The 13,161-nt window shown below is 62.3% G+C and carries 13 protein-coding genes; 2 read left to right on the top strand and 11 right to left on the bottom strand.

The window, feature by feature from the left end; genetic code table 11:
• The first annotated feature begins 64 nt into the window (after positions 1–64).
• Complete coding sequence (locus AC0SZ7_RS14215) at positions 65–580, top strand: GspH/FimT family pseudopilin (RefSeq protein ID WP_475504991.1); 516 nt, start codon at positions 65–67, stop codon at positions 578–580.
• On the opposite strand, the gene ispH is transcribed toward AC0SZ7_RS14215, so the two are convergent.
• The 6 genes from ispH to murJ all read right to left on the bottom strand — a co-directional run bounded on the left by ispH (position 560) and on the right by murJ (position 7,909).
• The gene (ispH, locus tag AC0SZ7_RS14220; RefSeq protein WP_475504992.1) at positions 560–1,504 is read right to left on the bottom strand and encodes a 4-hydroxy-3-methylbut-2-enyl diphosphate reductase; all 945 of its coding nucleotides are present in this window, start codon (positions 1,502–1,504) and stop codon (positions 560–562) included. The two genes, AC0SZ7_RS14215 and ispH, sit on opposite strands and share 21 nt — an antisense overlap.
• 33 nt (positions 1,505–1,537) lie before the next feature.
• On the bottom strand, positions 1,538–1,975 hold the full coding sequence (fkpB, locus tag AC0SZ7_RS14225) for an FKBP-type peptidyl-prolyl cis-trans isomerase (protein WP_475504993.1): 438 nt from the start codon (positions 1,973–1,975) through the stop codon (positions 1,538–1,540).
• Positions 1,968–2,483, bottom strand: a complete 516-nt coding sequence (gene lspA, locus AC0SZ7_RS14230) for a signal peptidase II (protein ID WP_475504994.1) — start codon at positions 2,481–2,483, stop codon at positions 1,968–1,970. The genes fkpB and lspA overlap by 8 nt, the downstream gene beginning before the upstream one ends.
• Positions 2,476–5,307, bottom strand: coding sequence for an isoleucine--tRNA ligase (ileS, locus tag AC0SZ7_RS14235; RefSeq protein ID WP_475504995.1), 2,832 nt, complete (start codon positions 5,305–5,307; stop codon positions 2,476–2,478). Before ileS ends, lspA begins: the two co-directional genes overlap by 8 nt.
• Before the next feature lies 1 nt (position 5,308).
• Positions 5,309–6,262, bottom strand: a complete 954-nt coding sequence (gene ribF / locus AC0SZ7_RS14240) for a bifunctional riboflavin kinase/FAD synthetase (RefSeq protein WP_475504996.1) — start codon at positions 6,260–6,262, stop codon at positions 5,309–5,311.
• 108 nt (positions 6,263–6,370) lie between these two features.
• Positions 6,371–7,909, bottom strand: coding sequence for a murein biosynthesis integral membrane protein MurJ (gene murJ, locus AC0SZ7_RS14245; protein WP_475504997.1), 1,539 nt, complete (start codon positions 7,907–7,909; stop codon positions 6,371–6,373).
• 254 nt (positions 7,910–8,163) lie between these two features.
• Here murJ and rpsT point away from each other — a divergent pair, with 254 nt between their 5' ends.
• Positions 8,164–8,439, top strand: coding sequence for a 30S ribosomal protein S20 (gene rpsT, locus AC0SZ7_RS14250; RefSeq protein WP_027981210.1), 276 nt, complete (start codon positions 8,164–8,166; stop codon positions 8,437–8,439).
• 71 nt (positions 8,440–8,510) lie between these two features.
• Here the strand turns inward: rpsT and AC0SZ7_RS14255 are convergent, their stop codons facing one another.
• The 5 genes from AC0SZ7_RS14255 to rpmA form a co-directional block, all read right to left on the bottom strand.
• Complete coding sequence (locus tag AC0SZ7_RS14255; RefSeq protein WP_475504998.1) at positions 8,511–9,266, bottom strand: autoinducer binding domain-containing protein; 756 nt, start codon at positions 9,264–9,266, stop codon at positions 8,511–8,513.
• Between the two features lie 472 nt (positions 9,267–9,738).
• A complete protein-coding gene (locus tag AC0SZ7_RS14260; protein ID WP_475504999.1) occupies positions 9,739–10,203 on the bottom strand; it encodes a CreA family protein in 465 nt (154 codons plus the stop codon).
• A 9-nt stretch (positions 10,204–10,212) separates the two neighbouring features.
• The gene (proB, locus tag AC0SZ7_RS14265; protein ID WP_455922128.1) at positions 10,213–11,331 is read right to left on the bottom strand and encodes a glutamate 5-kinase; all 1,119 of its coding nucleotides are present in this window, start codon (positions 11,329–11,331) and stop codon (positions 10,213–10,215) included.
• A 137-nt stretch (positions 11,332–11,468) separates the two neighbouring features.
• On the bottom strand, positions 11,469–12,692 hold the full coding sequence (gene cgtA / locus AC0SZ7_RS14270) for an Obg family GTPase CgtA (RefSeq protein WP_475505000.1): 1,224 nt from the start codon (positions 12,690–12,692) through the stop codon (positions 11,469–11,471).
• A 185-nt stretch (positions 12,693–12,877) separates the two neighbouring features.
• A complete protein-coding gene (gene rpmA, locus AC0SZ7_RS14275; RefSeq protein WP_003281574.1) occupies positions 12,878–13,135 on the bottom strand; it encodes a 50S ribosomal protein L27 in 258 nt (85 codons plus the stop codon).
• Positions 13,136–13,161: the final 26 nt, after the last annotated feature.

Consider the following 13,161-nt stretch of genomic DNA (forward strand, 5'->3'; position numbering starts at 1 on the left):
TCCAGAGGGATCAGCGTTCATCTGTACAAAGACGTCTCGGGTTTGCCACGCAAGGAGCACAGGCATGCACCAACAAGGTTTTTCACTGCTGCAATTAATGATCGCCATGGCCGTGGCTGGGGTACTGATGCACTTGGCCCTGCCCCATTATCACGGCATGACCCAGGCACTGCGCCGCCAGGTGCTGGCTCAGGAACTGCACGACGGCCTGCGTGCGGCGCGCAGTGAAGCGGTATTGCGCGGGCGGGACGTGCTGATGCATCCAGTGGACGGCAATTGGGCCAACGGCTGGCGAATCGTGGTGGCGCCCGACGAGGAAACGCTGCGTGTGCACCAGGGCAATCCCAAGGTACAGGTGCAGGGCAACGGCCCGGTGCGTGAACAGGTGCGCTTCAATGCCAATGGCTGGGGAAGGCTGGGTGCGGGCGGCTTCCTGGCCGGCACTATCCACGTATGCGATGGGTTGGGGTATAGCGACTATCAGGTGGTGGTGGCCATGTCCGGCCGCGTGCACCTGACAAACAAAAGGGCCGTTGAGGCCCTTTGTTCAGTACAACGTTCAGATCGCCTTGACGCGTAGTTCCTTGGGCATCGAGAACGTGATGTTCTCCGGGCGGCCGTCCAGTTCTTCGGCGCCGCTGGCGCCCCAGGCGTGCAGCTGGTCGATCACGCCGCGCACCAGCACTTCGGGGGCCGACGCGCCGGCGGTGATGCCAATGCGCTGCACGCCGTCGAACCAGGCCTTCTGCATGTCCTCGGCACCATCGATCAGGTACGCCGGGGTAGCCATGCGTTCGGCCAGCTCGCGCAGGCGGTTGGAGTTGGAGCTGTTGGGGCTGCCCACTACCAGCACCACGTCACACTCGTCCGCCAGCTGCTTGACCGCGTCCTGGCGGTTTTGCGTGGCGTAGCAGATGTCGTCCTTGCGCGGCCCGCCGATGTTGGGGAAGCGGGTGCGCAGGGCGTCGATGACGCGGCTGGTGTCGTCCATCGACAGCGTGGTCTGGGTGACGAAGGCGAGGTTGTCGGGGTTGCGCACGTTAAGGCTGGCAACGTCCTTCTCGTCTTCCACCAGGTAGATGGCGCCGCCATTGCTGGCGTCGTACTGGCCCATGGTGCCTTCCACTTCCGGGTGGCCAGCGTGGCCGATCAGGATGCATTCGCGGCCGTCACGGCTGTAGCGGGCTACCTCGATGTGCACTTTGGTCACCAGCGGGCAAGTGGCGTCGAACACCTTCAGGCCACGGCCAGCAGCTTCCTGGCGCACCGCCTGGGAAACCCCGTGGGCGCTGAAGATGACGATGACGTCGTCCGGCACCTGGTCCAGTTCTTCGACGAAGATGGCACCGCGGTTGCGCAGGTCCTCGACCACGAACTTGTTGTGCACCACTTCGTGACGCACATAGATCGGCGGGCCGAAGACTTCCAGGGCGCGGTTGACGATTTCGATCGCCCGGTCCACGCCGGCGCAGAAGCCACGGGGGTTGGCGAGTTTTATTTGCATGCTAGGCCTCGTGTCAGCGCGCTGGCGTCAGGCTCAGAGAGCCTTGACGTCGATGATTTCCACTTCGAAGTTCAGGGTCTTGCCAGCCAGCGGGTGGTTGAAGTCGACGGTCACTTGCGTGTCGTCGAACGCTTTCACCACGCCGGGCAGTTCAGTATTGGCCGCGTCGTTGAAAATCACCAGCAGGCCTTCCGACAGCTCCATGTCCTGGAACTGCGAGCGTGGCATGATCTGCACGTTCTGCGGGTTGGGCTGACCGAAGGCGTTCTCCGGCGGGACCACCACGGTGCGCTTGTCCCCGGCCTTGAAGCCGAAGATGGCCGCCTCGAAGCCTGGCAGCAGGTTGCCGTCGCCGACCTTGAACACGGCCGGGGCCTTGTCGAAGGTGCTGTCGACGGTGTCACCGTTTTCCAGATGCAAGGCGAAGTGCAGGGTAACTTCGGTGTTTTGAGCGATACGCTGCTCAGTCATTGACCGCTTCTCCGGTTTTCTTGCTCTTGAACATATCCAGGGCCAGCATCACGGCGCCCACGGTAATGGCGCTGTCGGCCAGGTTGAACGCCGGGAAGTACCAGCGGTTCTGCCAGTGCACCAACACGAAGTCGATCACGTGGCCCAGCACGATGCGGTCGTACAGGTTGCCCAGTGCGCCGCCCAGTACCAGCACCAGCGCTACCGCCAGCCAGTTCTCGTGGCGGCCAAGGCGCTTGAGCCACACCAGCAGCACGGCGCTGACCACCACGGCGATCAGCGCGAACAGCCAGCGCTGCCAGCCGGAGCTGTCAGCCAGGAAGCTGAAGGCAGCGCCGGTGTTGTAGGCCAGGGTCCAGCTGAAGTAGTCAGGGATGACCACCATCTGCTGGTACAGGCTCAGGTTGCTCTGGAAGTAGAACTTGCTGGCCTGGTCAAGGACCACGACCAGCACGCTCAGCCAGAGCCAGCCCAGGCGCCCGAAGCGCCCGGCATCGGCCTTAGGCATAGTGACGCACCTCGCCCGCACCGCTGATGTTGTCCACGCAACGGCCACAGATTTCCGGGTGCTCGGCGTTCACGCCGATGTCATCGCGGAAGTGCCAGCAACGGGCGCACTTGGTGTAGCCGGACTTCACCACTTTCAGCTTCAGGCCCGCCACTTCGGTGACCACGGCATCGGCCGGGGCATCGACGAACGGTGCCACCGTGGCCTTGGAGGTGATCAGCACGAAGCGCAGTTCGTTGCCCAGCTTGGCCAGGTCGGCGCTGACGGCTTCGTCGGCGTACAGGGTGACTTCGGCCTGCAGGTTGCCACCGATGGCTTTCGCCGCACGCTGGTTTTCCAGTTCCTTGTTGACCGCGGTCTTCACCGCCATCACGCCTTCCCAGTACTGGCGGCCCAGCTCGAAGCCTTCCGGCAGCTCGGTCAGGCCCTGGTACCAGGTGTTGAGCATCACCGATTCGTTGCGCTCGCCCGGCAGGTACTGCCACAGCTCGTCGGCGGTGAACGCCAGGATCGGCGCGATCCAGCGCACCAGCGCTTCGGAGATGTGGAACAGTGCGGTCTGGCACGAACGACGTGCGGTGCTGTTGGCGCCGGTGGTGTACTGGCGGTCCTTGATGATGTCGAGGTAGAAACCACCCAGCTCCTGCACGCAGAAGTTGTGGATCTTGGAGTACACGTTCCAGAAGCGGTATTCGCCGTAGTGCTCTTCCAGCTCGCGCTGCAGCAGCAGGGCGCGGTCGACGGCCCAGCGGTCCAGGGCGATCATTTCATCGGCTGGCAGCAGGTCGGTGGCCGGGTTGAAGCCCGACAGGTTCGACAGCAGGAAGCGCGCGGTATTGCGGATACGGCGGTAGGCGTCGGCGCTGCGCTGCAGGATGGTGTCCGACACGGCCATTTCGCCCGAGTAGTCGGTGGCCGATACCCACAGGCGCATGATGTCGGCGCCCAGGGTGTCGTTGACCTTCTGCGGGGCGATGACGTTGCCCAGCGACTTGGACATCTTGCGGCCGTTCTCGTCCACGGTGAAGCCGTGGGTCAGCAGCTCGCGGTACGGCGCGTGGTTGTCGATGGCGCAACCGGTCAGCAAGGAGGAGTGGAACCAGCCGCGGTGCTGGTCGCTACCTTCCAGGTACAGGTCGGCACGCGGGCCAGTCTCGTGGCCCATCGGGTGCGAGCCGCGCAGCACGTGCCAGTGGGTGGTGCCGGAGTCGAACCACACGTCCAGGGTGTCGCTGATCTTGTCGTACTGGGCTGCTTCTGCGCCCAGCAGCTCGGTGGCGTCCAGCTTGAACCAGGCCTCGATGCCTTCGACTTCAACGCGCTTGGCCACCTCTTCCATCAGCTCGACGGTGCGTGGGTGCAGCTCGCCGCTTTCCTTGTTCAGGAAGAACGGGATTGGCACGCCCCAGTTGCGCTGACGCGAGATGCACCAGTCCGGGCGGTTGGCGATCATGGAGTGCAGGCGCGCCTGGCCCCAGGCCGGGACGAACTTGGTTTCTTCGATGGCTTTCACCGCGCGGTTGCGCAGGGTGGCGCCGTCGGTGGGCTGCTTGTCCATGCCCACGAACCACTGCGCGGTGGCGCGGTAGATCAGCGGGGTCTTGTGGCGCCAGCAGTGCATGTAGCTGTGGCTGATGGTTTCGGTGTTCATCAGCGCGCCGACTTCGGCCAGCTTGGCGATGATGTTCGGGTTGGCCTTCCAGATGAACTGGCCACCGAAGAACTCCAGCGAATCCACGTACACACCGTTGCTCTGCACCGGGTTGAGGATGTCGTCGTTGACCATGCCGTATTTCTTGCAGGTCACGAAGTCGTCTTCACCGTAGGCAGGCGCGGAGTGAACCACGCCGGTGCCGGCGCCCAGTTCCACGTACTCGGCCAGGTAGACCGGCGAGGTGCGGTGGTAGAACGGGTGCTGGAAATGAATATTTTCCAGGGCCGAACCCTTGGCAGTGGCGATGGTGTTGCCGGTCAGGCCGTAGCGGCTCAGGCAGGCTTCCACCAGCTCTTCAGCCAGGATCAGCAGGCGGTCACCGACGTCCACCAGGGCGTAGGTGAAGTCCGGGTGCACGTTCAGCGCCTGGTTGGCCGGGATGGTCCACGCGGTGGTGGTCCAGATGACGATGGCGGCAGTCTTTTCCAGGCCCGGCAGGCCGAAGGCGTCGGCCAGGCTTTGCTGGTCGGCGACATTGAAGGCCACGTCGATGGTGTCGGATTTCTTGTCCTGGTATTCCACTTCCGCCTCGGCCAGGGCCGAACCGCAGTCGAAGCACCAGTTCACGGGCTTGAGGCCCTTGAACACGAAGCCGTTCTTGACCATTTCGGCGAGGGCACGGATTTCGCCGGCCTCGTTGCCGAAGCTCATGGTCTTGTACGGGTTGGCCCAGTCACCCAGCACACCCAGGCGGATGAACTCGGCCTTCTGGCCCTCGATCTGCTCGCTGGCGTAGGCGCGGCACAGTTCGCGGGTCTTGTCGGCGCCCAGGTTCTTGCCGTGGGTGACTTCCACCTTGTGCTCGATCGGCAGGCCATGGCAGTCCCAGCCCGGCACGTACGGCGCATCGAAGCCGGCCAGGGTCTTGGAACGGATGATCATGTCCTTGAGGATCTTGTTGACCGCATGACCGATGTGAATGCTGCCGTTGGCGTACGGAGGGCCATCGTGCAGCACGAACTTTGGACGGTCCTTGCCAATTTCACGCAGCTTCTGGTACAGGCCAATGCTGTCCCAGCGCTGCAGAGTTTGCGGCTCGCGCTGGGGCAGGCCGGCCTTCATTGGGAAGGCGGTGTCCGGAAGGTTTAGCGTGGCTTTGTAGTCGGTCATTTCAGGCTCTTGGGTTAGCAGTTGGCCGATGCTCAAGGGCATAGGCTCGGGCGGCGGCGACATCCGCATCGATCGCCGACTTCAGCGCCTCAAGGGAGGCGAAACGCTGCTCATCACGCAGCTTGTGGTGGAACACCACCGTCAAACGCCGGCCATAAAGGTCACCGGCAAAGTCCAGCAAATGTATTTCCAGGTGGGCACTGCCATCACCTGCAACGGTTGGCCGCACGCCTATGTTGGCGACTCCTGGCCACAGCTTGCCGTCGATTTCGGCGCTTACCTGGTACACCCCGGTAAACGGCACGCGACGGCGCTTTAGCTGCACGTTGGCGGTAGGCCAGCCCAGTTGGCGGGCCAGCTTCTGGCCGTGCAGCACCCGCCCGGCAATGCGGTACGGGCGGCCGAGCAGTTGCTCGGCCAGGGAAAAATCGGCGGCGGCCAGGGCCTTGCGCACCTGCGTGCTGCTGACACGCACGCCGTTCAGCTCGACGGTCTGCGCCGCTTCCACGGTGAAGCCCTGCACCACGCCTGCCTGCATCAGGAAGTCGAAGTCGCCGAGGCGGTCGCAGCCAAAGCGGAAATCATCCCCCACTTCCAGGTGCTGCACACCCAGGCCATCGACCAATATGGTGTCGACGAACTCGGCGGCGCTGAGCTTGCACAGGCGCTGGTTGAACGCCAGGCACAGCACCCGGTCAACGCCCTCCTCGGCCAGCAGCGCGAGCTTGTCGCGCAGGCGGGCCAGGCGCGCAGGTGCGGTCTCGGGGGCGAAGTACTCGCGCGGCTGGGGCTCGAAAATCACCACGCAGCTGGGCACGCCCAACTCCCGGGCACGCTCGCGCAGCCGCGCCAGGATAGCCTGGTGGCCACGGTGAACACCGTCAAAGTTGCCAATAGTGGCGACACAGCCCCGATGTTGGGGCCGCAGGTTGTGGAGGCCTCGAACCAGCTGCATAACGCGCTTCTTGCTCATAAAGTGGCCGATTATAACCACACACGGGCGCTGGCGACAGGCGCCACCGCCCCGTGCGGGCCGTTAAACCGGAAAACCGACGCTTGGGCCTCAGGCCAGCCCGCGACGGGCAAAATCGCGCAGCCGGAAGCCGAACGCGAACAACACACCGAAATACACTACCACGCCTGTCAATACCAGGGCGCCCAGGCGCAGGAAACGCGCCAGCATCTGCCCGTCGGACCAGGCCGGCATAAAGTGCATCAGGCCCAGCAGCACGGCTGCCATGGCGATCACCGCCAGCAACAACTTGATGAAAAATTTCATCCAGCCGGGTTGTGGCTGGAACATGTCCTGCTTGCGCAGCTGCCAGAACAGCAGCCCTGCGTTCAGGCAGGCACCGCCACTGATCGCCAGGGCCAGGCCGGCGTGCGCCAGCGGGCCGATGAACACCAGGTTCATCAATTGCGTGGCCACCAGGGTAAAGATGGCGATCTTCACCGGCGTACGAATGTTCTGCTGGGCATAGAAGCCAGGCGCCAGCACCTTGATCAGAATGATACCCAACAGGCCCACGGCGTAAGCGATCAGCGCGCGCTGGGTCATGGAGGCATCGAAAGCGTCGAACTTGCCGTACTGGAACAACGCCACGGTCAGCGGTTCGGACAGCAGCGCCAGGGCCACGGAACACGGCAGCACCAACATGAAACACAGGCGCAGGCCCCAGTCCAGGATGCGTGAGTACTCCTGGCGGTCACGGTTGGCGTAGGTCTTGGCCAGGGTGGGCAGCAAGATGGTGCCCAGGGCCACGCCCAGCACGCCGGAAGGCAGCTCCATCAGGCGGTCGGCGTAGTACATCCACGACACCGAGCCCGCCGCCAGGAACGAGGCGAAGATGGTGTTGATGATCAGCGAGATCTGGCTCACCGACACGCCGAGAATGGCGGGCCCCATCTGTTTCATCACCCGCAGCGCGCCGGTGTCGCGCCAGCTGAAGCGCGGCAACACCAGCATGCCGATCTTCTTCAGGTGCGGCAGCTGGTAGAGCAGCTGCGCCAGGCCACCGGCCAGCACGCCCCACGCCAGCACCATGATCGGCGGGTGGAAATACGGGGTCAGGAACAATGCGAAAATGATCTGCGCGATGTTCAGCAGGGTCGGCGTGAATGCCGGCACCGAGAAACGGTTCCAAGTATTGAGGATGGCCCCCACGAACGACGACAGCGAAATCAGCAGAATGTAGGGGAAGGTCACCCGCAGCAGGTCGGCGGTGAGCTGGAATTTCTCCGGCGTGTCAGCGAAACCCGGCGCCGTGACCCAGATGACGAACGGCGCGGCGATCATTCCCGCCACGGTCACCAGCGCCAACACCAGGGTCAGCATGCCCGCCACATAGGCAATGAAGGTCCGCGTGGCCTCCTCGCCCTGCTGGCTCTTGTACTCAGCCAGAATAGGCACGAACGCCTGGGAGAACGCCCCCTCGGCGAAGATGCGGCGCAGCAGGTTGGGCAGCTTGAAGGCAATGAAGAAGGCATCGGTGGCCATGCCGGCACCGAAAATACGCGCGATCAGGGTGTCGCGCACAAAGCCCAGCACCCGCGAGATCATGGTGATGGAGCTGACCGCGGCCAGTGACTTGAGAAGATTCATCGAAAGATTTTTCTGCCTTCTGGACGAAAGAGCAGCGCGAGAGTGCGCCCAACTGTGCGATACTCCGCGCCGCATCAGCAGGCAGAGCCAAAACTCGCGAGTTTACAGGTCATGCGTCAGAAGTGAATCACTTCACTCTGGAGAATGACCACTCAGCGGAACGTCTCACGCACCCTTGACAAGAGATCCAGTCATCGGCATGATTCGCGGCCTATTTTGTTTGCTATTTAAAAAGTCTTTCGAGGAGCTCGACGGTGGCCAACTCACCTTCCGCCAAAAAACGTGCAAAACAGGCTGAGAAGCGTCGCAGCCACAACGCCAGCCTGCGTTCCATGGTCCGCACCTACATCAAGAATGTAGTTAAAGCCATTGACGCAAAAGACGCCGAAAAAGCACAAGCTGCTTACGTTCTGGCCGTGCCTGTAATCGACCGTATGGCCGATAAAGGCATCATCCACAAGAACAAGGCTGCTCGCCATAAAGGCCGTCTGAATGGCCACATCAAAGCACTGGTTCAGGCTGCCGCCTAAGCTTATTGCTTGATGTACCAAAAAACCGACCCTAGGGTCGGTTTTTTGTTGCCTGCAATAAAGGCAAAGGCTTAAAACGAAATCAGCCCCTGGGACACGGCAATGCCAATGGCATGCCCGCGATTGGTCGAGCCCAGCTTGTGCCCCGCATTGGCAATGTGAAAGTCAACCGTGCGCTCGGCACAGCCGATGATGCGGCCGATCTCCCAACTGGTCTTGCCCATGCTTGCCCAGCCAAGGCATTCGGCCTCCTTCAGCGTGAGGCACGTCTCTGGTGACTGCTCGATAGCGATGCGCCGCTGCAACCCCTCGATCAGGTAGGGCACCAGCATGAACAACAACCCCAGGTCGTCAGCACCTCCTGCCTGCACACCCTCCCCCACCGAGTGCGCCACACTAAGTGCCCCTACCAACGTTTTCCCGCGCAAAGGGATACTGACCCCACCCTGCAAACCCTGCCCGGCCAACGCGTCCCAGTAGTCCCTGGAGCGGCCACGCGCGCGACGCTGGGCACGCTCCCAGAACAGCGGCTTGAGGTGTTGCCGACAGTGACGAACAATAGGATCGATTTCCTGATAACGCTCGCGCTCATAATGCTCCAACCAACCACTGGGAAAGTTGGTTAACGGGCGAACAGGCTCAGCCCCCTTGGCCGAGCCGAACGACATCGAATAATAACGAAAGCTCATGCGCTTCAAGATCCGCCGCAATCGCAACTCCCAACCGCGCTGATGGGCACGCCCCGCCAATAAGGCAAAGTCTGCCAGCAATGAACTTTCCAACAGACGAACGCTGTCGACCGAGTGATTCAAGATCCGGCTTTTCATATTATTTCGCACTCAATTTACACTGCAACCATTACAAGGAGGACAGCGCTATCCTCCTCCATGGCAGCACCCACGACCCATGGGCCCTGCCGTCGCGCCGGCGTGCGACGGGCGGGACACTACGCATGGACGGAAAACGTGTCAATGCGCCGAAACACTTTGGATTGGCCGGGAAATATAACCCCTAAACACCAAATGGCAGCGGCACACATTCTCTATAAATAGGCGCAAAGCTTTGTGTCAGCGGGTTAAAAAGACCAACCCCAAGGAATACCAAATATTTGCAACACTCATTCACATAACAACTTTCGAGCTGCAGCAACACTGTACTTTCCCCAAGGAAACAAAAGCCCTGTACTTTTAACCGGCACCCTGCCGACCGCAAAATTCAATAGGGAACAATAAGCCCACGCATTGTTCGCAAGCATAAAAAAACGGCGAGCAATGCTCGCCGTTTTTTAAGGCCACCCATTCAGGGCTGAGCCCAAGGCAGGATCGGAATGGCCGTCACCGCATTCTGCGGGCTACCCTCGATCAGACGATCGCTGTACACCAGGTAGACCAGGGTGTTGCGCTTCTTGTCGAGGAAGCGCACCACCTGCATGGTCTTGAACACCAGCGAAGTGCGCTCCTTGAACACCTCCTCGCCATCCTTCAAGTCATCAGGCAGATGGATAGGGCCTACCTGCCGGCAAGCAATGGATGCCTCGGCACGGTCCTCCGCCAGGCCCAGGCCACCCTTGAGGCCACCGGTCTTGGCGCGCGACAGGTAGCAGGTCACGCCCGGCACCTTGGGATCGTCGAACGCCTCGACGACGATACGGTCGTTGGGCCCGACGAACTTGAACACCGTCGACACCTGGCCGATCTCCTCGGCCGAGGCGAACAACGGCAACGTCAGCAGCAGCCCTGCAACCGCCTTGATGATCACGCGCATGGGTATTCCTCAGACCAGAATGAGATTGTCGCGGTGCACCAGTTCCGGCTCGGCTATGTAGCCCAGCAGGCTCTCGATGACCTCGGAGGACTGCCCAATGATTTTCTGCGCCTCGGCAGCACTGTAGTTGGCCAGGCCGCGGGCAACTTCACGCCCGTCGGGCGCCAGGCACACCACCATTTCGCCGCGGCGAAACGCGCCCTGCACACCCTTGACGCCTACCGGCAACAGGCTCTTGTGACCTTCCAGCAGCGCCTGCACGGCACCAGCGTCCAGGGTCAGGGTGCCACGCGTCTGCAAGTGGCCAGCCAGCCACTGCTTGCGCGCCGCCAGCATGCCGCGCTCGGGCGACAGCAGGGTACCCAGCCGCTCGCCAGCCTTGAGGCGGTCCAGCACACGCTCCAGGCGGCCGCCGACGATGATGGTGTGGGCGCCGGAGCGCGCGGCCAGGCGCGCGGCGCGCAGCTTGGTCTGCATGCCACCACGCCCCAGCGCACCACCGGTACCACCAGCAACGGCATCCAGGGCCGGGTCGTCGGCACGGGCTTCGTAGATCAGCTGCGCATCGGGGTTGTTGCGCGGGTCGGCGTCGAACATGCCGTCACGGTCGGTGAGAATCACCAACAGGTCAGCTTCCACCAGGTTGGCCACCAGGGCGGCCAGGGTGTCATTGTCGCCGAAACGGATCTCGTCGGTAACCACGGTGTCGTTTTCGTTGATGACCGGGATCACCCCCAACTGCACCAGGGTACGCAGGGTGCTGCGGGCATTGAGGTAGCGCTTGCGGTCGGAGAGGTCGTCATGGGTCAGCAGGATCTGCGCCGTGTGCCGGCCATGCTCGGCGAAGCTCGACTCCCAGGCCTGCACCAGGCCCATCTGGCCGATGGCTGCGGCCGCCTGCAGCTCATGCATGCCGCTGGGGCGCTTGGCCCAGCCCAGGCGGCTCATGCCGGCTGCCACGGCACCGGACGACACCAGCACCAGCTCCACGCCAGCCTCGTGCAACGCTACCATCTGCTCGACCCAGACGCCCATGGCGGCACGGTCCAGCCCCTTGCCGTCAGCCGTCAGCAGCGCGCTGCCGATTTTCACGACCCAGCGCTGCGCACCTGTCACCTTGCTCCGCATGTTCTTCCAACCTATGCCCGGGAGAAATTATTCGTAGAAACCAAAACGCCGCTCCCTGGGGAGCGGCGCTGTAGTTTACTACGGTCTTGCCGGCGACACACGGTAGCCGCTGCCGCGAGGCAACGGCTACCGGCGAATCAGTCGCGCACGTAGATGATTTCCGGACCGTCTTCAGCGTCCTCTTCATCCCAGAAGCTGTCGTCCTCGCCAATGTCGTGAACGCTCTTCACGCCGCTGCGGCGCAGGGCACGGGCATCGTCCAGGGCTTGCAGCTGGGCGCGCGCCTCGTCTTCAATGCGCTGGTCCAGGTCACGCAGCTCTTCAGCGTAGGCCGGGTCGTTGGCCAGGCGATCGGCGCGGTCTTCCAGGTAACGCATCAGGTCGCGCGTCAGGCGTTCGGTACCTTCCTTGGCGATGGCCGAGATCACGTAGACCGGACCTTCCCACTGCAGGCGCTCGACGATTTCCTTGACGCGCTCTTCGTGCTCTTCTTCCAGGATCTGGTCGCACTTGTTCAGCACCAGCCAACGCTCGCGCTCGGCCAGCGACGGGCTGAACTTGGTCAGCTCGTTGACGATGACCTCGGCAGCATCCGGGGCACTGGTTTCATCCAGCGGCGCCATGTCCACCAGGTGCAGCAGCACGCGGGTACGGGCCAAGTGCTTGAGGAAGCGGATACCCAGGCCAGCACCGTCGGAAGCACCTTCGATCAGCCCCGGAATGTCGGCAACCACGAAGCTTTTCCAGCGGTCGACGCTGACCACGCCCAGGTTCGGCACCAGGGTGGTGAACGGGTAGTCGGCGACTTTCGGCTTGGCAGCCGATACCGAGCGAATGAAGGTGCTCTTGCCCGCGTTCGGCAAGCCCAGCAGACCCACGTCGGCCAGCACTTTCATTTCCAGCTTCAGGTCGCGCTGCTCGCCCGGCTTGCCCGGGGTGGTCTGGCGCGGCGCACGGTTGGTGCTGGATTTGAAGCGGGTGTTACCCAGGCCGTGCCAGCCGCCATGGGCAACCAGCAGGCGCTGGCCGGCCTTGACCAGGTCACCGATGATTTCCTGGGTGGCCGCGTCAATCACGGTGGTGCCGACCGGCACGCGCAACTCCAGGTCTTCACCCTTCTTGCCGGTGCAGTCGGTGCTGCCGCCGTTCGAACCGCGCTCGGCGTCGAAGTGGCGGGTGTAACGGTAGTCCACCAGGGTGTTGAGGTTTTCGTCGGCGATCATGTAGATCGAGCCGCCGTCACCACCATCACCACCGTTGGGACCACCGTTCTCAATGAACTTTTCCCGGCGGAAGCTCATGCAGCCATTGCCGCCGTCGCCAGCTTTTACCCGGATGGATACTTCATCAACAAATTTCATGAAAAACGCCTCTCGCCTTACGGACGAGCCAAAAAAAGCAAAGACATAAGGCTCTTGCAAAAATGAGCGCGGCGGACCCCATCAACGATACTCGCGCCAGCGGCCCATGCAAACCTTTGCAAGAGACTCACCCCACAAACGAAAAAGCCCCGTCGCGAGACAGGGCTTTCCAAGCGAACTCGCGATTAGGCCGCGACTACGCTCACGTAACGACGACCGAAGGCGCCTTTTACTTCGAACTTGATCACGCCTTCGACTTTAGCGAACAGAGTGTGATCTTTACCCATGCCAACGCCGTAGCCAGCGTGGAATTGGGTGCCGCGCTGACGCACGATGATGTTGCCTGCTTTGATAGCCTGGCCGCCATACATCTTCACGCCAAGGCGTTTGGCTTCTGAGTCGCGACCGTTACGGGTACTACCACCAGCTTTTTTGTGTGCCATGAGTCAATTCTCCTAGTGAGGAATTA

Source organism: Pseudomonas sp. JC1203 (genome assembly GCF_056175065.1).